This window comes from Ochrobactrum sp. SFR4, from assembly GCF_019730395.1.
In the GTDB taxonomy this organism is placed as follows: domain Bacteria; phylum Pseudomonadota; class Alphaproteobacteria; order Rhizobiales; family Rhizobiaceae; genus Pseudochrobactrum.
The window spans coordinates 1-22482 of sequence record NZ_JAAPBB010000023.1 but is presented as its reverse complement, the minus strand read 5'-3'; the positions used below and the strand labels follow the sequence as shown (position 1 = coordinate 22482).

Below are 22482 nucleotides of genomic sequence, written 5' to 3'. Positions count from 1 at the left end.
ATCAAAAACGCGCCGCTCCCGGGCGAAATACTCGCCTATCTGCTCCGCAATATGTGACACTGCATTATCGTCGTGTCCTCTGCTAAAGAGTTGGCTATTTGATTAATCGCCTGTATTTACAGTAATTACTGTAATATAGATAATAATGTTCATGCTTCTATGTTTTAAATTATATGTTGATGACAAAATATACTTGTTAACTTTGAGCGGGTGTTCAAGTTAAATGGCAGATGCTTAATCTGAAAAACAGTTTACCTTTAAGAAAATGATACGCCGCTCAGCAGTACTGTATCTTTGTATGCAATCCATGTTTTCAGTGTAATTTGGCTATTTGCACCGGTCTTTACACTGAACTTCGTGGATATCTTTGACACAAATAGGTAAAGAAAAAACGCATATTATGTAAGGGGACAATATGGCTTATTTTCCAACCTGGCGTTTGACCAACAACGTCACCGTTTTACCCGATGAACGCTTGCCAACATCTGCTGCAGTCCCGATGGGGATTCAGCATTTGCTTGCAATGTCCGGTTCCACAATTGTTGCGCCGCTGATTATGGGGTTTGATCCGAATGTCGCGGTTTTCTTTTCCGGTATCGGAACTTTATTGTTCTTTCTGATCACCGGTGGTCGCGTACCAAGCTATCTTGGTTCCTCTTTCGCTTTCATTGCCGTTGTTATTGCTGCGACAGGCTATGGCGGTAGCGGTGCTAATGCCAATATTGGCGTTGCATTAGGCGGGATTATTGCCTGTGGTGCACTTTATGCTTTGATTGGCCTTATTGTCATGGGCGTTGGCACAGGTTGGGTGGAAAGACTGATGCCGCCGGCTGTAACCGGTGCAATCGGTGTGGCTATCGGTTTGAACCTTGCTCCTGTTGCTGTCAGCCAGCTTAAAGGAACGCATGCGCATATTACGATCGCTCTGATGACGGTTCTGTGTATGGCGATTATTTCCGCCTATGGTCCGAGAGCAACGCGTCGCGTTGCAGTTCTTCTGGCACTGGTCTTTGGTTATCTGCTTGTTCTGATCTTCGGTAACGGATTGGGGCTGGTGCCAGGTATTAATTTTGATGCCGTTGGTGCAGCTGCATGGTTTGGTCTGCCGCATTTTGTGAAGCCGGAATTCAGCTGGTCGGCAATTACATTGATTGCGCCGGTTGCTATTGTTCTGGTTGCTGAAAATCTTGGCCATATTAAAGCACTCGGCTCCATTACCGGTCAGAATATGGATCGCTATATTGGCAGAGGTTTTTTTGCTGATGGTCTGGCAACAATGGTTTCCGGCTCCGGCGGTGGCACAGGTGTAACAACCTATGCAGAAAACATCGGCGTTATGGCAATGACCAAAGTTTATTCGACACTTGTCTTTGTTATTGCTGCAATTGTTGCTCTGGCTTTGAGCCTTTCACCAAAATTCGGTGCAATTCTTCAGACTATTCCGGCTCCGGTTCTGGCTGGTCTGGCGGTATCTGTTTTTGGTTTGATTGCTTCTGCAATGGCCCGTATCTGGGTTGTGAATAAGGTTGATTTTGCTGATCCGCGCAATCTCTTCACCGTTGGTGTGGCACTGATTTTCGGTGCCGGTGATTTTACTGTAACGATCGGTGATTTTGCGTTGGGGGGTATCGGTACCTCCACTCTTGCTGCACTGGTTTTATATCAGCTTCTTGGTATTGGCCGCCGCGAGACGGCTTAATTACATAGCAAAACACTGGCCGGAGACGTTCCGGCCAGTGTTTAATTTAGTGTTTATTATAGACAATATCCTAATTTTTAATGCAGTGTCGCCCGGTCGAAAACGGACATATTCATAAACTCGCCGTCATATTCAGCGAGATAAATCAGACCCTTGCGGTTTAAATATTCGACTCTGCTGTTTTTGAAGATCAGAAGCCCTTCTTCTCTTAATTCGCGTAACATGCGGTTCATATGGATCGGGCTTAGTCCCAGTGCATCTGCAAGCTGATATTGCGTGATAGGACAGAAGAACCCCGTATCTTCGCCCATGCCACACGCTTTGGCTCTGTCTCCCAGTTCCAGCAACAAATGTGCGGTTCTGACCAAAGCACTTCGGCAGCCGATATTCGTGATATGTTCAATCAGCATAGATCGTTGCCGGGCAAAAAGTTCGATGAGAACAAAACTGAGTTTTGGAGCATTGTTGATGGCATGGGCAAGAGAGTTCAACGGGATCTCAAAGACGGTCATAGGTGTAATAGCGGCAACAGTATTATAACTGCGTCCTGCAGCTGTTCTTAAACCGACAAAATCACTACGCATCGGAAAATCCAATACCTGTCTTTCCCCGTTTGACAGGTCACGATAGACACAGCCCCATCCGCTTTGCACGAGATGGATACTACGGATGCGTTCACCCTGATTAATGATCGACTGATCTGTTTGAAAATGACGTTCCTCAACTTGCAAACCGGAGATGGCCTGAAGTTCTGTTGTGCCGAAGTCGGCTGAAATAGGCGGCGATGTGAGAAGCTCTGACAGAGCGTTGGTAACGCCATTGGTATTTTGCGATTTATTGTGCATCCTCCTCCCCCCGCTCTTACTAAAACTGAACCGCCGAATTGATGGCGTTATTTTATGGATTTTCTGCCGAAAACCATTTTCCAGGCATTCGGAATGCGTGTCTGAACATTTCCGGAATTAAACTTAAACTTTGGAAATGCTCTATTTATTTGTTTTTATACACGATCCAGCACAGAACCCGTTTCGTTTTTGCCGGAAACTCACTAGATCAAAAGATGTAGTTGTTACCCCTATTTGTGTAATTAAATTTCGGCACACATATTTATAAAATTTATTTTTGCTAACTTAGGTTAAGGACAAGCTTATCCTATAAAAGCAATAATTCAAACTATCAGCATTAGTTTTGTTCAAGCAACGCAGATGGTGTGAAGCTGCTTGCGTGCTTATTATGAATAAAATCATCAAGTATAAGATGAATGATTGTAAAGTAGAGTAGGGAGGATCGGGGGAATGCAATACAGGGCAGCTTCCGAAGGTGCAGGGGAGTATAAGATGATGATCGCAGAGAAAAATCTGGAGAAACGTCTTGTTCTCATTTGCAAAAATAATCTTGATCGTGAATGTCTATATAATGGTTTACTTAATACAGGTTTGAGGCTGCCGATTGTTTGTTACGAAACATTGGAGCATAGCGACGCTGAATCTGCCGGTTTGAGTGCAGCAGTTTTATTACTGCATATAGGTACAAGGAAAGTAACGGATCCGGAGCTTTCCGGTGAAATTAAAACCATCAAAGCTGAATGGGATCCTGTACCACTTATCTTGCTGTCTGAATGTGAGGACTGGGATCAGGTCGTCTGTGCCATAGAGCTTGGAGCCCGCGGTTATATTCCGACCTCTGTTGGTATCCGCGTTTGTGTTGAGGCTGTTCATCTGGCGATGGCAGGTGGAACATTTATACCGGCAACCAGCATTGCGGGAAGAGCACAGACCAAAAAGACAGACGGTCATGAGTTAAGCGGGTTGTTTACTGCCCGTGAGATTCAGGTCATTCAGCTGTTGCGGCAGGGAAAAGCAAATAAATTGATTGCTTATGAGCTGAATATGAGTGAAGCGACAGTCAAAGTTCATATGCATAATATTATGAAGAAATTCGGTGCTACAAACCGAACTGAAGTCGCCTATAAACTGAATAATTTATATCAAAATGTATTTTAATATATTCTCCGACATTGAGAAAATTATTTGAGCGCATTGCAAGGTGTGAGGATTTCTTTGCGCTCAAATAATTTTCAAATTCGGAGTTTTAAATATCCCGATCAGAGCGGGACAAAAAATCAGTCCAGTGCCCTGATTTTCACGCGAAGGCGTTTCATCCTTATCAGGATGCGCTCTAACCGGCTGACCCGCTTGTGCCGGTTGAAACATTGAAATTGTGTAGGAGTGGATGTTGTCCACTCCTACAGAATGAGAGCGGGTATCCTATTGATTCGGACTCTCATTCTTTTCGAAACGGAAGAAGTAGAAACTTCCCGTTATTTTACTCTTTGGGGGCGAAGAGTAAGTTTCAGGTTGTCTGCGATTGTTATTACCGCTGACATCAAGAAAATACATTATCCAGCGATAGTCAGGGTTTGATACTGACAAAGCCTGAGGATGAGCCCATTGCACCACCGGTTGCACTGGCTGAAGACGAGCCTCCGAGAAACCCGGTACCCGAGTTTGCAACGGCGCCTGACTGACCGGAAATACCGGAACTGTAGAGTGATCCGGAAGCACCGATACCAAAGCCCGGTACCACGACACCACCACCGATACCGGTTGTGGTTGCCCAGCCATTGGTTGTGCCATAGCCCTGAGCGGTGGAACCGGCTCCTAAGAAACCGCCACCACTGACAGCTGAATTACCCATGGACTGGCCGACAAAGCCGCCGCCCCATTCAACTGTTTGTGCGGATGCAGGCAGTGCTCCGGCAAGAGCCAGTGCTGACACTGCTGCAAAAGCAAGAAGTCTTTTCATTTTTATATCCTCCAACTGTTATGGCAAATCTCCCGTTTGCCAGATATATCCGACGATATATCCCGCTGCCCATGGCCGTTCAGAAGGCCTGGCCATGGGCAAAAGGCTATATCCACGAATGGCAAAATCTTTGTCATGTGGTTGATTTTCATGCTCTGCCTGTCTGCTCACATGACAGGACGCGGGCAGAACCAGGCACGGCCTCTTTGCGCGTCATTACGCAGGGTGCAGCCTTTGGCCTCCAGATCACTGCTGGAAAGACCAAGGGCTTTCGCAGAGTAAGTCCGTTTGTTGCCGACGGGGGCGGGGGCAGAGGCTCTCTGTACGCGCGGAGCGGGGGCAACTGAAGCGGATGCTACGGCTGTCGGCGTGGTGCGGTATGAAACCTGCCGTGCAGCCACCCCCTGAGAAGGGCAGACAATACCTGTCGCATTCAATGAGGCGCGAACCTCTTTGTTGAGACAGACCAGATCAAGGGCAGCGCTTCTGTGCCCGAGACCTGCCAGAGCTGACGCATAGGCGCGGCGGTTACACTCCTTCATTTCATAGGTCGAACCGATACCAAAACCCCAGCCTGTTGCACCGATGCCAGCACTGGCTGAACCCGCGCAGGAATGAACACCTGCAGCTACCAGCCCCGGAGAAATCGCAGGAACAGTTGTTCTGATCCTGTTCGGGGAGGTATTGGAACTGCCAATGGCAATCGCCGTTGCCCCTGACTGAGAGTTTGAATTGGCATTATTGTCCATTGTAAAGGACTGCGCCAATGCGTTACCGCCAGTAATACTGATAATACCAGCGCACAATAGGATACCCAGTTTAGCCATAGCTAACTCCTTTCCGGGGCGCGAGAACGCCCGGCTTTGTGTGGCTTGATTGTTTGATGACATATGCTGACAAAGCGGATTTGCTTTGCTGAAACTGATTGTAGGTATGTTTCGGACTTTGAAATGCTGGAAAATTGATTAATCAGAGTAATAATATTGATTGGCTTTCTTTACCTGCCTGTAAATTTATTATCCCTATTGTCTATGATTTCTCTAAACCGGAGCTGTTTTTCTGTTTTGTTAAAACGTAAGATTTACGCAAAGTTGCGTATCAGCGGGTGGCTTAAATTTGCTGTTGCATGAGCAGATCAACAGAATTCAGGTGAGATTCCATGGCGATTCCGCAGACGAAGGACGAGCTGATCGAAGCTGTCAGCATAAATTTTGACAATCTGATCCGGATCATCCGAAAGGTTCCGGCCGGCAGGACTACAGAGAAAAGTCTCGCCGGTCATGTCAAAGATACACAGATGAGCGTGAAGGATCTGCTGGCTTATCTCACCGGCTGGAATGAGCTCGTGATTAAATGGCTGGAGAAAGACCGCGCCGGTGAGCAGATCGATTTTCCGGAGACGGGGTTTAAATGGAACGAGCTGGGCAGACTGGCTCAGAAGTTTTACAGTGATTATGATGTGCTGACTTATGAAGCTCTGTTGTTGCGTTTAAAGGTCGCCAAAGAAACAATTATTCAGCAGATTTCAGAGCGGACAGATGAAGCGCTCTATGGTGCCGGCTGGTACGAGAAATGGACGATGGGGCGTATGATTCAGTTCAACACCTCATCGCCTTATAAAAATGCTTATGGGCGCTTGCGTAAATGGCTGAAGACGCTTCCTGCTGACAAGTCTCAGGCGATGTAAAGGTTGCGAAAGCGGACTGTTATCATTATATAGCCACAGTGCAGGACGACCTGCCATTGCATCATACGGGGACGGCCCCTCTATCCGGTGCAGAGCGTATCAGAACCGAGTGTTCCGACCCGCATTCTGCCCTTTTGAATGACGCGCATTATTCTGAAATTGTTTTTCAGATGCGCTCTAGCAGATGGAGAGCAGGCCCTTATGAAACAACGATCTGAACCAGCCGTAACTAAGGTTGCATCGCTGCGGTCACTTTTCCCGCCCCTGACAATTATCCGCCTTCTGATCGCATGGCTTGTGGTTGCTGTTTTTGCCATTTGGGGCAAACAGTGGCTGAGCGAGCCGTTTGACAACACAATTGCAGTTCTGTGTTTTCTTGCGCTGTTTGCAACAATCATCATGGCATCCTTTGGCGTTGTAGGCGAGGCGGATCATCTCGCGCATCAGCTGGGTGAACCTTACGGCACGCTTATTCTCACGCTGTCGATTGTCTCTATTGAAGTTATTCTGATTGCATCGGTTCTGCTCGGGCCGGGTGAATTCCCGACAATCGGCCGCGATGCTATTTTTGCCGTTATGATGATTATTCTTAATCTTGTGGCTGGTCTTTGTTTGCTGGCGGGCGGTTTGCGCTATCGTGAGCAGGAATATAATGCGCAGGGCGCTGTCACTTACTTGTCGCTGATTACCGTTTTGACCGGACTTGCTCTGGTGTTGCCGAATTATGTTTCCGGCGCCGGTGAGTTCAACTTTGTGCAGGCGATAGCATTTTCCGCAATTACAATGGCAGTCTATGGTCTGTTCCTGTGGATGCAGATCGGCGGTTACAGCCGGTTGTTCATTCAACCGAAATCGGGTGAAATGACCGTGCCGGCGAATGAAGCGCATATACTTACCCAAGACAATGCTGCGTCAACTGCATTGGATAAACGGGCAATCCTTGTCCGCTCGGTTATTCTGATTGCGATGATCCTGCCGATTGTTTTGCTGGCTCATGATCTGGCTATTCTGATTGATTACGGTATTGAGACGGTCAATGCGCCTGTAGCACTCGGCGGTGTATTGATTGCAATCATTGTGTTTACACCGGAGTCGATTACAGCTGTGAAAGCGGCGCTGAATAATGAAATGCAGCGCGCGATCAATTTATGTCTCGGTGCTTTTGTCTCGACAGTGGGGCTGACTGTACCGGCGGTGCTGATTATCGGTCTAGTGATGAATAAAACCGTGACAATGGGTATTTCCGGCGTTGAAACAATTTTGTTTCTGCTGACAATTGCGCTCACGGCTTTCAGCTTTATCGGGCAGAAAACCTCACCGGTTCAGGGGATTTTACATCTGGCACTGTTTGCTGTCTTCAGCGTGTTGCTGTTCAGTACGTAAAGTATGGCGTAATTCGCTCAAAGAAGGATTTTGTAAAATGAAACTTATGCAAGTGGCCGGTGCCGGTATGTTTGCCCTAATGCTGAGCGGGTTTGTTTCCGGAGCATCTGCCCAGAGCAATAAAGTGGTTGAATTGTATAAATCACCTTATTGCGGTTGCTGCGGTGCATGGGGCGACCACATGAAAGCGGCAGGCTTTGAGATTAAAGAACACAATATTGAAGATCTGAACCCGATCAAAGCCAAATACGGCGTTACGGATGATCTTCAGTCCTGCCACACGGCCATTATTGACGGACATGTTATTGAAGGTCATGTGCCTGCGCAGGATATTGAAAAACTTCTTGCTGAGGGCGGTGAAAAAGCCGGCCTTGCCGCACCGGGAATGCCTGTAGGATCTCCGGGAATGGAACAGGGCGATATGAGTGAGCCTTATCAGGTTATCCGTTTTTCAAAGACGGAACGTTCTGTTTTTGCGCAGCATTAATAGTTCAAAGACTGCAACAGCCGCAGAGCTGTTGCAGTCTTTCTTCTCAGGCCGGATTAGCCTTGTGCCTTACTTTTCTCTTTGCTGAGCAATGTGCGTTTGCGCTCCACACCCCAGCGATAGCCGGAAAGACCGCCGTCATTGCGCACAACGCGGTGGCAGGGTACCACAACAGCAACCGGATTGGCCGCACAGGCACCGGCAACTGCACGCGCCGCTTTCGGCATGCCGGCAAGACCGGCGAGTTCCGCATAGCTGACAGTTTGTCCCGGCGGAATCTGACGCAAAATCTGCCAGATTTTTTGCTGAAAGACCGTGCCGTGAATATCCAGCGGTAGGGAGAATTGCGGCTGCGGCTGATCTATAAATTCCAGACAGGTCTTCAGTGTCGCTTCAAAATCACTGCCACCCTGAGAGATTTCAGCTTTCGGGAAGCGTTTTCTCAGATCGTCCAGCAGTTCATCAGCATTATCACCCAGTAAAATCGAGCTGATGCCTTTTGATGTTGCCGCAACCAGTATTTTACCAAGGGAACAGGGTGCAATTGCATATTGAAGCATGATGTCTGCGCCTCCTTTTTTATAGGCAGATGCGGTCATACCGGAAAGCCTGTTTTTTGAGGCATAGAAATTGCTGCTTTCATTATAACCGGAATTGTAAATCGCCTCTGTCACAGAGGTCTTATTGTTCTTGAGTTCCTGTTCAAGCCTTTGCATCCGCAGCGACTGTGCATAATTTTTTGGAGTGATACCGGTAATCTGCTTAAACAGCTTATGAAAATGCGATGCGCTGAAGCCGGCATGGGCGGCGAGACTGCTAAGATCCGGCGCGGTTTCATTGTCGCGGATCAGGCGGCAAGCCTCTTCAACAATCCGGTTCTGCTGTTGTTGCAATGTTTCCTGACGCTGCGGCAGACAGCGCAGACATGGCCGGTAGCCTGCTGTTTCAGCCTGACGGGGATAGTCGAAAATTTGTGTATGTTCAGGTTTTGGCCTGCGGGAAGGGCAGGTCGGCCTGCAATAAATACCTGTCGTGCTGATGGCATAAACAAATGTGCCGTCGGCATCAGTTTTTCGATCCAGCACGGCCTGCCAGCGCGGATCATCAAGGAGTTCGTCTATGCGGGCGTGCTTGTTCACGATCTTACCTTTCTTTGAATAGATCACAGGTTATCGCGTGAATTTTGTTCCTGCACTGCAAATCTTCTTTTTAAATTTGAGCATGTCTCCCAAAAGCGGGTATCGGTTTTTGGATAAAGACATGCGTTAGAATAAAGCGAAAGGGCGAGTATAGAGCATCAGATTATATGCAACACGCCCTAAGCCGCTTTTCTGAAGGTCAGATTGATGCGGTAACGGCCAAGCAGCGGATGGTCTCCGTCCTTCAGAGGTGTGATACCATGATAATAAAGGCGTGATATGCCGCCCCATACCACGACATCGCCGTGCTGCAATGCATATTTGAGTACCGGATCTGTCCGTTTCAAGCCGCCGAACTGAAAGGTGGCAGGCAGACCCAGCGATACTGAGACAATCGGATGATCCGGACTTTTTTCATCTTTATCCTGATGCAAAGAGAGTTTGGTCTTTGGCTCATAGCGGTTGATGAGGCAGGCATCGGGTATAAAATCCGGATATCCGGCTTTGACCGCTGCTTTTTGGGCAAGTTGCAGAAAACTCTCCGGCATCTGCGGCCAGTTCCGGCCGGTCTGCGGATCAACAGGGCTGTAGCGGTAACCGCTGCGATCACTGACCCAGCCGAGTGGTCCGCAATTGCTCATAGCAACAGACATGGTAAAGCCACCGGGCGTAACCATGTGCCGGAACGGAGCCAGTTCGGTGATGACAGACAGACTTGAGAGCAGGTCTTGTTCTGCTGGCAGCGCAAATTCGCGTAACAATACAGCGCCTTCAGCAAGGTTTTCCTGCTCTGGTTGCGCGGAGGTCAGTCCTGAAAAAAGATCTTGCATTGTCATAACCGGATGAGAGAAGGGCACGAAATATGAGTATAAACGACAGCAGCCTTAGAGCATAATTTTTAAAAACTTGGGTCAGTTGAGAGTAAAATTATGATCTATTTTAAAAGTGTTAGAGCGAGTTTTGTGTGCTAGAGCATTTCACAGTCAAGTTGGATCAACTTGACGTCGGGATAATGCGACAAACTAAGGAATCTAGAGCGAACACTGCGATCCAACATGAACGTAAACCGCTTTAAGTCTGGCACACAGTGCTCTAATGGAAAACAGGAAGCGCGGCAGGGGCACGTTTAACCGGCTTAACCTGTTCTGATCGCTTTACCTGAGCAAATTTCTGAATATCCAGAACCGCATTCTGAATTTTCTCGTGCTGTAAAATTGCCTGGCGACCGGAGGCGATGGCCAGATCAACCTGTTGTTTCGGCAGGCTGAAACGGGTCGGAATCTTGTTGAGACGGACTTGCGTGGCACTATCCAGATCACGAAAACTGACAGCTTCAACAATCAGGGATAAATCCCTGCAATTCCAGCCTTGTAAAGTACCGCGATATTCTTTGACCTTGGCTGCAGACAGCGAACAGCGATACTGAATGAGATCTTGTTGCCATTGATTGGTGGCCAGTTTCAGCGCGTCAAACCCCTCACGCACAGAGGCCGAGATTGCAGTATAGACTGTGGCTGCGGCGATCTCGGTCAATACGGGGCCTTGTACGTTTGTGGCCCATGGCTCTTCCCCTTCGGTTCCGGCATCAGCAACAATGAAAATCAGTTTGCGCAATTTGACCGCCTCGGCCGGAGACAAAGGACCGTGAGGATTTTTTGCACCAGCCCGTGCTAAAGCAAAAGGAGTAACGCCGATATTATCAGTCAATGCGCCATCCAGCAGCTTGATGTAGCGTTGTTTGGGATCATTGCGATAAGCATAGAGGCTGCGTGCATAGGCATTGAGCCTTAATGAAACATCCGGATTGGTCAGTGTCTCTTGAAGCCATTGCGGGGGCTGGTAATTGCACTTTTTGTGCATGGCAGAGATAACGACAGGAGAGAACACCACAGGGACTGCAGCCGAGGCACTTACAGCATCGGCAAGATGCACTTTATCGAGATCGCTGCACAAAGCTTCAAATGTATCATCGGTAAAGTGGAACGGTGTGCGGTTATAAATGTCCGATGCGGTAATCCACACGGTCGGCGCATCACTGCGTCTGAGTGCTGCAAAGGTTTTGCCATGAAACAGATTGTCGTTCAGCCATTGGGCAAAGCCGTTGCGGTCATTCAGGCCGCCGCCGATGGTGCGCATAACATTTTCTGGGTGCAGCAAAGAGGTGCGCAGACCTGCTTCTGCATTGCGGTACAAAAATTTCTCACGAAAGTCGCGATAATGATCAGGGCCTGTCATGCCATAATAGGCGGCAGCAACCGCACCGCCGGAAGTACCGGAAACCAGCCTGACATTATCAATCAACCGCCGCTTATAGGGATATTCATCAATGACCGTTTCATCCAGCGCCTGCAACACACCATAGGCAAAAGCGGCGGAGCGTGTTCCGCCGCCTGAAAAGGCCAGCGCTACAACGGTTGATCCGTCATTGCCGTGATCGGCGATATAGTCGGTTCTTTTGCTTTGAATATCGGTTTCGTGATTGTTGATCGGGCCGACATCTTTGGACGCGCAGGCGGACAGAGCAAAAAGCGCAGCAGAAATCAGACTGATTGATAAACGCACATTCTGCTCCGTTTTATTGGCCATGGGCTGAAACAGACAGCAACCGCAGCCTGCAAGATGTCAGTTTTATTGCATATCCAGCACTTTTAAGAGAGCGGTTTGTTTCCGGCAAGTGAAATTCAAATGGCGGAAAGATAAAACAAAGAAAAACAATTACAGGTGGTGCTTATGTTCGTGCATATCGCCCATCGAATAGTATAAGAAATACTGATCCTGCAAATATGGTTGTGCGTTGATCAGGTGATGCGGAATTCGTAACCGGTATGGACGCGCTGGTTTGCAGGTGATTTGCATTGGGGCATAATGGGAGTGGGCTATGGGAAAATTTGATTTCAGCAGCTTTTTACCGGAGCTGATTAAGATAAGGCATCAGTTGCATGCGATGCCGGAAATCGGATTATCTGAATTTAAAACATCGGAATTCATTGCGCAGCATCTGACAAAATGGGGCTTTGAAGTGACGCGTGGTCTGGGACAGACAGGCGTAGTCGGATCGCTGAAGCGCGGCGACAGCAATCGTTCAATTGGTTTTCGCGCAGATTTTGACGCTTTGCCGATTTTGGAGGAAACCGGTCTGCCTTATGCAAGCCAGCATGAAGGTGTGATGCATGCCTGCGGTCATGACGGTCACACGGCTATGCTGCTGGGAGCAGCCTATGCTCTGTCGCAGGATCAGGATTTTAACGGTGCGGTTCACATGATTTTCCAGCCGGCAGAAGAGAATTTCGGCGGCGGAAAAATGATGATTGAAGACGGATTGTTCGAGCGTTTTCCTTGTGAGCAAGTTTTCGCCATTCATAATATGCCGGGACTGGCGACAGGGGTATTTTCGGCAAAAGCCGGTGCGATGGCTGCATCGATTGATGTACTGACGTTGACTGTAAAAGGCAGTGGCGGTCATGGTGCTATGCCGGAACTGACCGTTGATCCGGTTGTGGTTGCATCCAGTATTGTGATGGCCTTACAGACGCTGGTTTCCCGTAATATTTCTCCGCACCAGCCTGCAGTGCTAACAGTCGGGTCTTTCCAGTCCGGCTCTGCCTGCAATATTATTCCGGATACGGCTGTGCTTGAACTGTCCATGCGGGCAATGGATCCGTCTGTACGGGTAGCATTGCGTGATCGCGTGGATGAAATTGCCCGCTTTCAGGCAAAAAGCTATCAGGCTGAAGTGCAGCTTGACTGGGCTGTGGGCTATCCGGCAACTATCAACAACAAGCAGGCCTATGAACTGGCACGAGATGTGGCGGTTGCCAGCTTTGGTGAAGATGCTTTTGAAGTACTGGATGTGCCGATGATGGGCAGTGAGGATTTCTCCTTCCTGCTGGAAGCTGTGCCGGGAGCCTATGTTTTCCTTGGTAATGGTGACAGCAGCGGGTTGCATACCAGCCGCTATAATTTTAATGATGAAATATTGGAGCGCGGGGCTTCATTCTTCCATCAGATGGCAAAATCCAGTCTCGTATAGACATAAAGCGGGCGAATCTGCCTGCAATTTTGCTGATCACCAAGGTGATATATCTATCGAATTTATGCATAGCCCCATGAGGGCTGTGCATATGATCGCCCGCAAATTCTAAAAATCGTCGAAACGAAGTTTTATTGCGCAAAATGACGTAAAAATAACGTCTAGTTTTAACAAATGCGCAGCTTGCTTTTCATTTCGTATAATGAAAGGCTTCTGTCAAAGATGAAAAAATGCCGGAGCTTTATACCTTGCAAGGATGGGTAAAGCGAACCGGTATGACGGGAAATAGTGATAATACTGCAGAGCACAATGCGCGGGAACAAAGCGACGATTGCCTGCAGCAGAATGAAAGGGGAGGGCACATCATGGCCGCAAGCGGGATGATTATTGCCGACAAAATTTTACACAACGGTACCATCTGGTGCGGTTATGAAGAGGGCACGGTTGAAGCACTGGCCATCTGGCAAGGTAAAGTGCTGGCCGCCGGTAAAGCCGCAGATATTCTGCAGTTTAAAGGCGAGACAACAGAGCTTGTTGACCTCAAAGGTGCATTTGCCACTCCCGGCCTGAATGACGCGCATTTGCATCTGATTTCCACCGGCCTGTCTCTGAAGCGGATTGATGCAACGCCTGCCGCATTGCCGACACTGGCTGATCTGCAGGAAGCGATCCGCGCAAAAGCAGCAACATTGCCAAAAGGTGAATGGATTCTGGCGCGCGGCTATGACCAGACCAAGTTGGATATTGGCCGTCATCCGCATAAATCCGAGCTGGATCAAGCGGCGCCTGAGCATCCGGTTCTGCTGACCCGCGCCTGTGGTCATGTGGCCATTGCCAATTCCTATGCCTTGAAGCTTGCCGGTGTTGATGAAAATACAGCGGTGCCGGACGGCGGGTTGATTGAACAGAAAAACGGCGCTCTGACTGGTATGCTGGCTGAAAATGCGCAGGATCTGGTGCGCGCTGTTATTTCTGAGCCAAGCGAAGAACAGATTATCGAAGCGATTGAAGACGGCGGTAATATGCTGCTGTCCTACGGCATTACCTCCTGCATGGATGCGGCGGTCGGTCAGATCGCCGGTTATAAGGAAATCCGCGCCTATAATATTGCTAAGCGCGATAACCGCCTGCCGGTACGCACATGGCTGGTTCTGCTTGGTGATCCGGGCAAATCGGTAGTGCCGCAATGCTATGAAAGCGGTCTGGTCTCCGGTGTCGGCGACGATATGCTGACCATCGGTGCGGTCAAATTATTCCTTGATGGTTCTGCAGGGGGCAAAACCGCATGGATGTCGGTGCCGTATCATGGCGATGATCTGAATAATATCGGTGTGCAGATTCTCAGTGATGAAGATTTGCAGGCGATGGTGATGGATGCCCATGCCAAAGGCTATCAGCTTGCCTGCCATGCGATCGGTGATATGGCGATTGAACAACTGATTACCGCCTATGAAAAAGCGCTGGTTGCTTATCCTGATCCGGATCGTCGTCACCGCATTGAACATTGTGGTTTTTCCAGTGATGCCCAGCATCAGCGCATGCTCAAAGCCGGTATTTATCCGTGCCCGCAGCAGGTTTTCATCTATGATTTCGGCGATGCTTATATCTCTGTGCTGGGTGATGAACGCGCCCGCCCGAGCTATCCGCTGAAAACATGGCGTGATCTTGGTTTCAAACCGGCGACCGGCAGTGACAGCCCTGTCTGCCATCCGAACCCGTTCCCGAATATCTATACAATGCTGACCCGCAAGACATGGAAAGGCACTGTAATGGATGAAAATCAGCGCGTTTCCATTGAGGAAGCTTTGCAGGTCTATACGGAATACGGCGCTTTCTCGCAGAAAATGGAGACTGCGAAAGGTAAGCTGGTTGCAGGTCAGGTTGCGGATATTGCCGTGTTCTCGCGCAATATGCTGGAAGCAACACCGGAGGAAATTCTCAGCGATACGCAATGCATCATGACATTGCGCGGCGGTGAGGTTGTCTACACCCGTTAAAGCGGGAAACCAGGAAAGGTTCTGACCATGGAACGGAGAACATGGTCAGTAACAGGGATAAATTCTGAGGAGGGGATATTCTCAATGATTAAACGCATAGCTTTAATCTCGACAATGGCGGCATCTTTGCTGGCCGGTGTTGCCATGAATGCGTCAGCTGAAGAGCCACGCAAAGGCGGTACGATTAATTTCGTTGCGCCTTACGGTTCAAGCTTTGGCACGCTGGACAATCAGGCAACCACTGCAACGCAGGACGAATTTCCGACCAAGGCGCTGCATCGCCGTCTTTATGCATGGGATGGTACAGCCAACAAGCCGCAGCTTGATCTGGCAACTGAAGTCAGCGCTTCGGCAGACGGTCTGACCCATACTTTCAAACTGCGTCAGGATGCATTTTTCCATAACGACAAGCAGATGACTGCAGATGATATCATCTACAGCTATAAACGTGCGATGACACCGGGAAAAGCCTATCCGGCCGCTCGTTATATCAGCAATATTAAAGGTGCGGATGCTTATTCCGAGGGTAAGTCTCAGGAAATCGAAGGCCTGAAAAAGGTTGATGACTTCACGCTCGAAGTCACACTGAATGAAGCACTGAATCCGGGCTTTATTTTCATGCAGCCGAGCACTGTGATTTATCCGGACGGCGAAGCGGACAAAGACAGCTTCAAGAGCAATCCGGTGGGTCTCGGACCTTATAAATTCTCGGAATATGTGCCGGGTTCACGCCTGACCGTTGTGAAATGGGATAAATTCTATCTCAAAGACAAGCCTTATGCTGACAAGATCAACATTATGCTGATGGGCGAAGCTGCAGCCCGTGACGTTGCTTTCCGCAATAAGGAAGTGGATGTTTCGGTTCTCGGACCTGCACAATATGTAACCTATAAGGCTGATCCGGAACTCTCAAAAAACATTCTGGAAGTTGCGGAAGTTTACACCCGCGCTATGGGTTTCAACGCGGATGTTAAGCCGCTGCAGGACAAGCGTGTTCGTCAGGCGATCAATTACGCGATTGACTCGGATCTGATCATCAAGCGTCTGGCTAAAGACAAAGCTTATCGTGCAGTAAGCTGGCTGCCGCTGTCTTCACCGGCTTTCGACAAAGCTGCACAGCCATATCCTTATGATCCGGAAAAAGCGAAGGCTCTGCTCGCTGAAGCCGGTTATCCGGACGGTTTTGAGTTTGAAGTCACTGCAACACAGAATGAAAGCTATGGCCTGACCATTGCTGAAGCAATCATTCCGATGCTGGCTAAAGTCGGTATCAAGCTGAAGACAAAGCCTGTTGAAGCAGCTGTTCTGTCTGAAGTTGTGCCGGGTGGCGACTTCCAGTCTTTCCTGTGGTCGCTGGAAAGTGGTCCGGATCCTCTGACTGCGCTGCAGTGCTTCTATTCCAAGACACCGCAGTCGTCTTGTAACTACACCAAGTTCAACAATGCTGAATTTGACAAGTTGTACGAGGCTGCTCAGCAGACCAAGTCTGAGGATGAGCGCAACGAATTGCTGCGCAAAGCCAACAATATCCTGCAGGATGAAGCACCATATTGGTTCTTCAATTACAACAAAGCCGTCATTGCTTATCAGCCATGGCTGCACGGCTTACAGCCAAACTCTGCCGAACTTGCAATTCAGTCTTATGAGGAACTCTGGGTTGACGACAGCGTGCCAGGCGGCCGCTAAGCGCAATCAGGTTTGATTATCAGGCGTGCCGGAGAGCGGTTTATCTGTTCTCCGGCTCCGTTGCAGTCTTCAGAGCATGAGACCGGAGCGCTGTTTCAGCTTCCCGTACATGATCTGAAGTTTAGTTTTGTCGCATATCGGTATCATCCTGAAGCGGAGCACAATCAATCTGTGTGATTTACGGCTCGCAGAGATGGTTCCGTTTCCCCGATATACCGGAGGAAGGAGCACACAGGTTGCTTCGATTTATTATCAGACGGGTTTTGCAGATGATCCCGACCATTCTGGCGGTGTCTCTGATTATCTTCGTTATTTTCAGTGTTATTCCGGGCAGCTTTACGTCCAGTCAGATTGCTGACGGCAAAGGGCGTAACGATCCTAAAGTTGTTGAGCAGATGAACAAGGAATTCGGTCTCGACAGGCCGGTTTATGAACGGTTCGGCTCTTATATTGTCAATCTGGTGCAGTTTGATTTAGGCAAATCATTTCGTACCCGTCAGTCGGTAACGCAGGTGCTGACGGAGCGCATGTGGCCGACCATGAAGCTGGCGATTGCAGCAATGACGCTCGCGGTTCTGATCGGTGTGCCGCTTGGCTTTATTGCGGCGCTGCGACCCGGCAGCATATTAGATACAATTACGATGATTGGCGCCGTTTCCGGCTTGTCATTGCCGCAGTTCTGGCTCGGTCTGCTGCTGATGTATTTCTTCGCGCTGACTTTGGGCTGGTTGCCGAGCTTTGGCTATGGTGACGGTGGTATCCGCAATCTTATTCTCCCTGCAGTCACCTTAAGTGTTGCGCCGCTGGCTTTGCTGGCGCGTACAACCCGTGCTGCAGTGCTGGAAGTGATGGGCGCGGATTTTATCCGTACTGCGCGTTCCAAAGGCATGAATGCCTATCGTCTTGTTACATGGCATCTGGTGCGTAATGCGCTGGTTCTGATTATCACCACTGTCGGTCTGCAATTCGGCTCGCTGATGGGCGCAGCCGTGGTGATCGAAAAACTGTTTTCATGGCCGGGGCTTGGTTCTTTGCTGGTGGACAGCGTGTCGATGCGTGATATTCCGGTGGTGCAGGGCGCTATCCTCATGATCGTATTATGGTTCCTGATCATCAATACGATTGTCGATATTCTTTATGCGGTCATTGATCCGCGCATCAGCCACGAGTAGCGCCATGAGATTACGTTTCAATCTGTTATTCGGCGGAGTGCTCTGTGTGGTTATTCTGGCCGCCGGTATTTTCGCTCCTTTATTGGCACATTATGATCCGGTGCTGGATGCCGATCTGATCAATGCGGAACTGCCGCCGGATGGTGATTTCTGGTTTGGTACTGATGCACAGGGACGCGACGTGTTCAGCCGTGTGCTCTATGGTGCGCGGATTTCGCTGACTGTTGGTATTGTTTCACAGATCATCAATACGCTGATTGGCCTGACAATGGGCATTTCGGCCGGTTATTTCGGCGGACGCTGGGATGATTTCGTCTGTGGTCTGACCAATGTCATGCTGTCGATCCCGTCGCTGATCTTCGCACTGGCAATTATGGCGATCCTCGGCCCTGGTCTTGGCAGCCTGTTGATCGCACTCGGTCTGACCAACTGGTCGTGGACTTGTCGTATTGCCCGCTCCTCTGCGCTGTCCCTTAAAAAACAAGGCTATGTGCAGGCGGCAAAAACACTGGGCTATAGTGATATCCGTATTATGATTACCCAGATTTTGCCAAATATGATCGGGCCTATTCTGGTTATCGGTACGCTCGGCATGGGCGATGCTATTCTGGCAGAAGCAGCGCTTTCCTATCTCGGTCTTGGTATTCGTCCGCCATTCCCGAGCTGGGGAAGTATGCTCACTGATGCACGGGAGTTGATTGCGATTGCACCATGGGCAGCTATTTTCCCGGGGCTTGCAATCTTCCTGACAGTTCTTGGGCTTAATCTGTTTGGTGATGGCCTGCGCGATGTGCTGGATCCGCATATGAGGAGCCGCAAATCATGAGCGATGCACCACTCTTAGAAGTTAAAAACCTTCATATTGATATGGTCTCCGGTGAAACCCGCTTTAACGTGGTCGAGAATGTTTCATTCTCGATTGGCGCGGGTGAAACTTTCGGTCTGGTAGGGGAGTCCGGTTGCGGAAAATCTATTACTTCGCTTTCTATTATGGGCTTGCTGAACCGCCCGCTGGAGGTCAGTTCCGGTGAAATCCTGTTTAAAGGTCAGGATTTACGGAAACTCAGCAGTCGCGACATGCGTAAATTACGCGGCAGCCGTATTGCGATGATTTTTCAGGAGCCGATGACAGCGCTTAATCCGCTGGCGACAGTGGGACGGCAGATTGCGGAAATGTTTGTGCTCCATCAGGGGGCGACATGGCATGAAGCAGAAAAGAAAGCTATCGCAGCCTTGGGGCAGGTGCATGTGCCTGCGCCGGAAAGTCGTGTAAAAAATTATCCGCATCAGATGTCCGGCGGTATGCGCCAGCGTGTGATGATTGCTATTGCACTGGCCTGTAATCCGGATCTGCTGATCGCGGATGAGCCGACAACGGCACTTGATGTGACAGTTCAGGCGGAAATTCTGAAACTGATGCAGGAATTGTGCTCTTCACGCGGAACCTCTGTGCTGATGATCAGCCATGATCTTGGTGTGATTGCCAAAATGTGCAAGCGCGTCGGTGTGATGTATGCCGGTCATTTGGTTGAAGAGCAGAATGTAGCGGATCTGTTTGGTCATCCGGCACATCCTTATACGCACGGTCTGTTGAGTTCCCTGCCGGTTCTGGGACAGCGCAAGCCTGAAGAGCGTAAACGCCTGCAGGAAATTGAAGGTGTTGTACCTTCTATCTCGGCTTTTCCGAAAGGCTGCCGGTTTCAGCCGCGTTGTACACGGGCGACCGATATTTGCCTGAGCAAAGTGCCACCGCAAACAGCGCTCGAGCATACGATCGTCAAGGCTTCGGATGCAGAAACAAAACGCGGATTCGTGAGGTGCTATCATCATGAGTGATCAGAACACGCCGCTGTTGCGTATTGATAATCTCAATGTTCATTTTCCGGTAACGGCCGGTCTGTTTCGTGCTTCGACACAGGCTGTTCGTGCGGTCAATAATTTCAGTCTTGATCTGCATAAAGGTGAGTGTCTTTCCATTGTGGGGGAATCCGGTTGCGGTAAATCCACACTGGCGCTGACAATCCTTGGCCTGCAAAAGCCGACTTCGGGCACAATCTATTTTGAAGGCAAGCCGATTACCGGAGAAAAAGGGCCAAGCCGTCTTGAACGGGCGCAGATGGCGCAGATGGTTTTTCAGGATCCTTATGCGTCGCTCAATCCTCGCCAGACGATTTACACCTCGCTTGCCGCACCGCTGCGCTTGCAGGGTGTGACGACAAAGTCGGAACTTAATGACCGTGTTGAGAACACGATGAAGCTTGTTGGTCTGAAGCCAGAGCAGGCTAAACGCTTGCCGCATGAATTTTCCGGTGGTCAGCGACAGCGTATCGGTATTGCCCGCGCGCTGGTTCTTAATCCGAAAGTTGTGGTGCTGGATGAACCGGTTTCGGCGCTGGACGTGTCAATCCGTGCACAGATCATCAATCTGTTGCTGGAACTGAAGGATGAACTGCAACTGTCTTACATTATGATCAGTCACGATCTGAGTGTGGTTGAACATATGAGTGACCGCGTTGCGGTGATGTATTTCGGTCAGGTTGTGGAACAAGGACCGTGGCAGGATGTTTTCGCCAATCCGACACATCCTTATACGCGACGGCTGATGGGGGCTATTCCGGATCCGTTTGCGATTGTTCGCGGGGAAGAGCGCACAGGTATGGATGATGCACCGCCGCCGCCGGCCGGATATGATTATTATCCGCGCGAATTCGGTAAGCATGATGTTTATACTGTCCCGCCGGTCACGGAACTTCTGCCGGTCGCGGACAGCCATAAAGTCCGGTTTATCGCGCAGTGATAAAATCTGAGACGGATACTTAATATAAAGAGTGAAAAGGCCATGAACCGGCATACGGCTCGTGGCCTTTTAATATAATAAGAGTGATATCGTGACTGAAATGAAAACTGAGGGCACTGAATTGTCGGCACGTCAAAGACTGGATGCAATTTTAACACGTCTTGAAGAGCGCAAGGCCACGGAAGCGGTTTATGTGAAACTTTATCCGGATACAGCACGCGTTGAGGCTGATGCAGCCGATCAGCGTGCAGCAAGAGGCGAAAGCCTCGGGCCTTTGGATGGCAAGATTGTTTCTATCAAAGACCTGTTCGATGTGGCGGGGGAGCCAAATCTTGCAGGCTCCATCATTCGCAAAACGGCTGAACCTGCGGGCAAAGATGCGGTGATTGTTGAGCGTTTGCGTAAAGCTGGTGCGATTATTATCGGTAAAACTCATATGACAGAATTTGCCTTTACGGCTGTCGGGCTTAATCCGCATTATCCGGTGCCGGGTAATGCTTACGATGCACGTCTTGTTGCCGGTGGTTCGTCTTCGGGTGCCGCTGTGAGTGCCGGTGAGGGCACATGTGATATTGCCATTGGCTCTGATACCGGCGGTTCTGTTCGTATTCCGGCAGCTTTGAATGGCGTTGTTGGTTTTAAACCGACGCATGGGCGCGTTTCGCTGGAAGGTGCGTTCCCGCTGTCGCCAACGCTCGATTCCGTCGGGCCTTTGGCGAAGACCGTTGCGGCTTGTGCGGATGCCGATGCGATTATGGCCGGTGAAGCGCCGCTGCCATTAGAGAAGATTGATCTTGCAGGTCTTAAAGTCGGTATTGCGCAGGGCATTGTGCTGCAGGATATGGAAGAGGACGTAGCTGCGGCCTATCAGTCTGTGTTGAAAAAACTGGAGGCTGCCGGTGCGGTATTTACAGAGTGCAGCTTTGACACTCTTATTAATACATTGCGCACAGGTCCGAATAAAGGATCGCTTACCGGCATTGAAGCAGCACATATACATAAAGAGTGGCTGAATGATTTATCAATGCCGGTTGATGTGCGTGTCAGCGTCCCGTTGCGTGAACGTTTAAAAATTCCGGCTTCGGAATATGAGTCATTGCTGGCATTCCGCGGTGAACTGGTCAAACAGGCGGATGAGATGATGTCTGCATTTGATGTTGTGGTATTGCCGACAACGCCTGTCAAAGCAGTCCCGATTGCTCAGGTCGAGAATGATGAGCCGGAATATGACCGGTTTGAAACTCTGTATCTGCGCAATACGCAGATTGTGAATCAGTTCGCGATGACGGCGCTTTCCATTCCGATGCCAATGCCGGGGCGTCCGGCAGGACTGATGCTGGTTGGCCGTAATGGTTCTGACCGCAAAATTCTGGCTATTGGAGTAGCCGTGGAAGCTTTGCTGAGCGCATAAAATGTTTCACGGGAATCATAAATGACAAAAACGCCGCCAATTAATTTTGGCGGTGTTTGTTTTTTGCAGGTTTGTTCCACCGATTCTCATCCTTCAGGCATTTTGATTCTGGATTTGTGAGTCGAAACAAGGGTTTGGTTTGGCGATTTGATATATTTGGTGGTGTTTTTTGGGTGATTGGGGCCGGAT

The 22482-nt window shown here is 49.5% G+C and carries 19 protein-coding genes; 13 read left to right on the top strand and 6 right to left on the bottom strand.

What is annotated here, in order from left to right; genetic code table 11:
* Positions 1–415 precede the first annotated feature (415 nt).
* Positions 416–1699, top strand: coding sequence for a solute carrier family 23 protein (locus HBA93_RS16785; RefSeq protein ID WP_122092710.1), 1284 nt, complete (start codon positions 416–418; stop codon positions 1697–1699).
* Between the two features lie 77 nt (positions 1700–1776).
* On the opposite strand, the gene HBA93_RS16780 is transcribed toward HBA93_RS16785, so the two are convergent.
* Positions 1777–2544 carry a Crp/Fnr family transcriptional regulator gene (locus HBA93_RS16780; RefSeq protein ID WP_221724028.1) on the bottom strand — a complete coding sequence of 256 codons (768 nt, stop codon included), beginning with the start codon at positions 2542–2544 and terminating at the stop codon, positions 1777–1779.
* A gap of 492 nt (positions 2545–3036) precedes the next feature.
* Between HBA93_RS16780 and HBA93_RS16775 the strand changes: the two genes are divergently transcribed.
* On the top strand, positions 3037–3702 hold the full coding sequence (locus tag HBA93_RS16775; protein WP_121994297.1) for a response regulator transcription factor: 666 nt from the start codon (positions 3037–3039) through the stop codon (positions 3700–3702).
* A 409-nt stretch (positions 3703–4111) separates the two neighbouring features.
* On the opposite strand, the gene HBA93_RS16770 is transcribed toward HBA93_RS16775, so the two are convergent.
* Together HBA93_RS16770 and HBA93_RS16765 are read right to left on the bottom strand one after the other, a co-directional pair.
* Positions 4112–4504: a hypothetical protein gene (locus tag HBA93_RS16770; protein ID WP_122092712.1), complete on the bottom strand. Its 393-nt coding sequence runs from the start codon at positions 4502–4504 to the stop codon at positions 4112–4114.
* 167 nt (positions 4505–4671) lie between these two features.
* A complete protein-coding gene (locus HBA93_RS16765) occupies positions 4672–5331 on the bottom strand; it encodes a hypothetical protein (RefSeq protein ID WP_075657618.1) in 660 nt (219 codons plus the stop codon).
* A gap of 332 nt (positions 5332–5663) precedes the next feature.
* On the opposite strand from HBA93_RS16765, the gene HBA93_RS16760 reads away from it, so the two are divergent.
* The 3 genes from HBA93_RS16760 to HBA93_RS16750 all read left to right on the top strand — a co-directional run bounded on the left by HBA93_RS16760 (position 5664) and on the right by HBA93_RS16750 (position 8061).
* Positions 5664–6191: a ClbS/DfsB family four-helix bundle protein gene (locus HBA93_RS16760; protein WP_221724027.1), complete on the top strand. Its 528-nt coding sequence runs from the start codon at positions 5664–5666 to the stop codon at positions 6189–6191.
* Between the two features lie 201 nt (positions 6192–6392).
* Complete coding sequence (locus HBA93_RS16755) at positions 6393–7574, top strand: calcium:cation antiporter (protein WP_221724026.1); 1182 nt, start codon at positions 6393–6395, stop codon at positions 7572–7574.
* A gap of 37 nt (positions 7575–7611) precedes the next feature.
* Positions 7612–8061, top strand: coding sequence for a DUF411 domain-containing protein (locus HBA93_RS16750; RefSeq protein ID WP_286202003.1), 450 nt, complete (start codon positions 7612–7614; stop codon positions 8059–8061).
* A gap of 56 nt (positions 8062–8117) precedes the next feature.
* Here HBA93_RS16750 and ada read toward each other — a convergent pair whose 3' ends face one another.
* The 3 genes from ada to HBA93_RS16735 form a co-directional block, all read right to left on the bottom strand.
* Positions 8118–9200, bottom strand: a complete 1083-nt coding sequence (ada, locus tag HBA93_RS16745; RefSeq protein WP_221724025.1) for a bifunctional DNA-binding transcriptional regulator/O6-methylguanine-DNA methyltransferase Ada — start codon at positions 9198–9200, stop codon at positions 8118–8120.
* 179 nt (positions 9201–9379) lie between these two features.
* The gene (gene alkB, locus HBA93_RS16740; RefSeq protein ID WP_221724024.1) at positions 9380–10030 is read right to left on the bottom strand and encodes a DNA oxidative demethylase AlkB; all 651 of its coding nucleotides are present in this window, start codon (positions 10028–10030) and stop codon (positions 9380–9382) included.
* Between the two features lie 262 nt (positions 10031–10292).
* Positions 10293–11762, bottom strand: a complete 1470-nt coding sequence (locus tag HBA93_RS16735; protein ID WP_221724023.1) for a patatin-like phospholipase family protein — start codon at positions 11760–11762, stop codon at positions 10293–10295.
* Between the two features lie 316 nt (positions 11763–12078).
* Between HBA93_RS16735 and HBA93_RS16730 the strand changes: the two genes are divergently transcribed.
* The 8 genes from HBA93_RS16730 to HBA93_RS16695 all read left to right on the top strand — a co-directional run bounded on the left by HBA93_RS16730 (position 12079) and on the right by HBA93_RS16695 (position 22293).
* Positions 12079–13230, top strand: a complete 1152-nt coding sequence (locus HBA93_RS16730; RefSeq protein WP_221724022.1) for a M20 aminoacylase family protein — start codon at positions 12079–12081, stop codon at positions 13228–13230.
* Between the two features lie 365 nt (positions 13231–13595).
* On the top strand, positions 13596–15227 hold the full coding sequence (locus HBA93_RS16725; RefSeq protein WP_221724021.1) for an amidohydrolase: 1632 nt from the start codon (positions 13596–13598) through the stop codon (positions 15225–15227).
* 84 nt (positions 15228–15311) lie between these two features.
* Positions 15312–16913 carry an ABC transporter substrate-binding protein gene (locus HBA93_RS16720; protein ID WP_121994290.1) on the top strand — a complete coding sequence of 534 codons (1602 nt, stop codon included), beginning with the start codon at positions 15312–15314 and terminating at the stop codon, positions 16911–16913.
* Between the two features lie 236 nt (positions 16914–17149).
* The gene (locus tag HBA93_RS16715; RefSeq protein ID WP_221724020.1) at positions 17150–18085 is read left to right on the top strand and encodes an ABC transporter permease; all 936 of its coding nucleotides are present in this window, start codon (positions 17150–17152) and stop codon (positions 18083–18085) included.
* A 4-nt stretch (positions 18086–18089) separates the two neighbouring features.
* Positions 18090–18911 (top strand): ABC transporter permease, encoded by an 822-nt coding sequence (locus tag HBA93_RS16710; RefSeq protein WP_121994288.1) that lies wholly within the window; start codon positions 18090–18092, stop codon positions 18909–18911.
* Positions 18908–19921, top strand: coding sequence for an ABC transporter ATP-binding protein (locus HBA93_RS16705; protein WP_221724019.1), 1014 nt, complete (start codon positions 18908–18910; stop codon positions 19919–19921). Before HBA93_RS16710 ends, HBA93_RS16705 begins: the two co-directional genes overlap by 4 nt.
* Positions 19914–20882 (top strand): ABC transporter ATP-binding protein, encoded by a 969-nt coding sequence (locus tag HBA93_RS16700; RefSeq protein ID WP_122007349.1) that lies wholly within the window; start codon positions 19914–19916, stop codon positions 20880–20882. Before HBA93_RS16705 ends, HBA93_RS16700 begins: the two co-directional genes overlap by 8 nt.
* A gap of 100 nt (positions 20883–20982) precedes the next feature.
* Positions 20983–22293 carry an amidase gene (locus HBA93_RS16695; protein WP_221724029.1) on the top strand — a complete coding sequence of 437 codons (1311 nt, stop codon included), beginning with the start codon at positions 20983–20985 and terminating at the stop codon, positions 22291–22293.
* Positions 22294–22482 lie beyond the last annotated feature (189 nt).

Excerpts from the sequence above, each read along its gene's own strand:
- HBA93_RS16785 (WP_122092710.1), top strand. The coding sequence starts at position 416 with ATGGCTTATTTTCCAACCTGGCGTTTGACCAACAACGTCACCGTTTTA.
- HBA93_RS16780 (WP_221724028.1), bottom strand. The coding sequence starts at position 2,544 with ATGCACAATAAATCGCAAAATACCAATGGCGTTACCAACGCTCTGTCA.
- HBA93_RS16775 (WP_121994297.1), top strand. The coding sequence starts at position 3,037 with ATGATGATCGCAGAGAAAAATCTGGAGAAACGTCTTGTTCTCATTTGC.
- HBA93_RS16770 (WP_122092712.1), bottom strand. The coding sequence starts at position 4,504 with ATGAAAAGACTTCTTGCTTTTGCAGCAGTGTCAGCACTGGCTCTTGCC.
- HBA93_RS16765 (WP_075657618.1), bottom strand. The coding sequence starts at position 5,331 with ATGGCTAAACTGGGTATCCTATTGTGCGCTGGTATTATCAGTATTACT.
- HBA93_RS16760 (WP_221724027.1), top strand. The coding sequence starts at position 5,664 with ATGGCGATTCCGCAGACGAAGGACGAGCTGATCGAAGCTGTCAGCATA.
- HBA93_RS16755 (WP_221724026.1), top strand. The coding sequence starts at position 6,393 with ATGAAACAACGATCTGAACCAGCCGTAACTAAGGTTGCATCGCTGCGG.
- HBA93_RS16750 (WP_286202003.1), top strand. The coding sequence starts at position 7,612 with ATGAAACTTATGCAAGTGGCCGGTGCCGGTATGTTTGCCCTAATGCTG.
- alkB (WP_221724024.1), bottom strand. The coding sequence starts at position 10,030 with ATGCAAGATCTTTTTTCAGGACTGACCTCCGCGCAACCAGAGCAGGAA.
- HBA93_RS16730 (WP_221724022.1), top strand. The coding sequence starts at position 12,079 with ATGGGAAAATTTGATTTCAGCAGCTTTTTACCGGAGCTGATTAAGATA.
- HBA93_RS16725 (WP_221724021.1), top strand. The coding sequence starts at position 13,596 with ATGGCCGCAAGCGGGATGATTATTGCCGACAAAATTTTACACAACGGT.
- HBA93_RS16720 (WP_121994290.1), top strand. The coding sequence starts at position 15,312 with ATGATTAAACGCATAGCTTTAATCTCGACAATGGCGGCATCTTTGCTG.
- HBA93_RS16710 (WP_121994288.1), top strand. The coding sequence starts at position 18,090 with ATGAGATTACGTTTCAATCTGTTATTCGGCGGAGTGCTCTGTGTGGTT.
- HBA93_RS16705 (WP_221724019.1), top strand. The coding sequence starts at position 18,908 with ATGAGCGATGCACCACTCTTAGAAGTTAAAAACCTTCATATTGATATG.
- HBA93_RS16700 (WP_122007349.1), top strand. The coding sequence starts at position 19,914 with ATGAGTGATCAGAACACGCCGCTGTTGCGTATTGATAATCTCAATGTT.
- HBA93_RS16695 (WP_221724029.1), top strand. The coding sequence starts at position 20,983 with ATGAAAACTGAGGGCACTGAATTGTCGGCACGTCAAAGACTGGATGCA.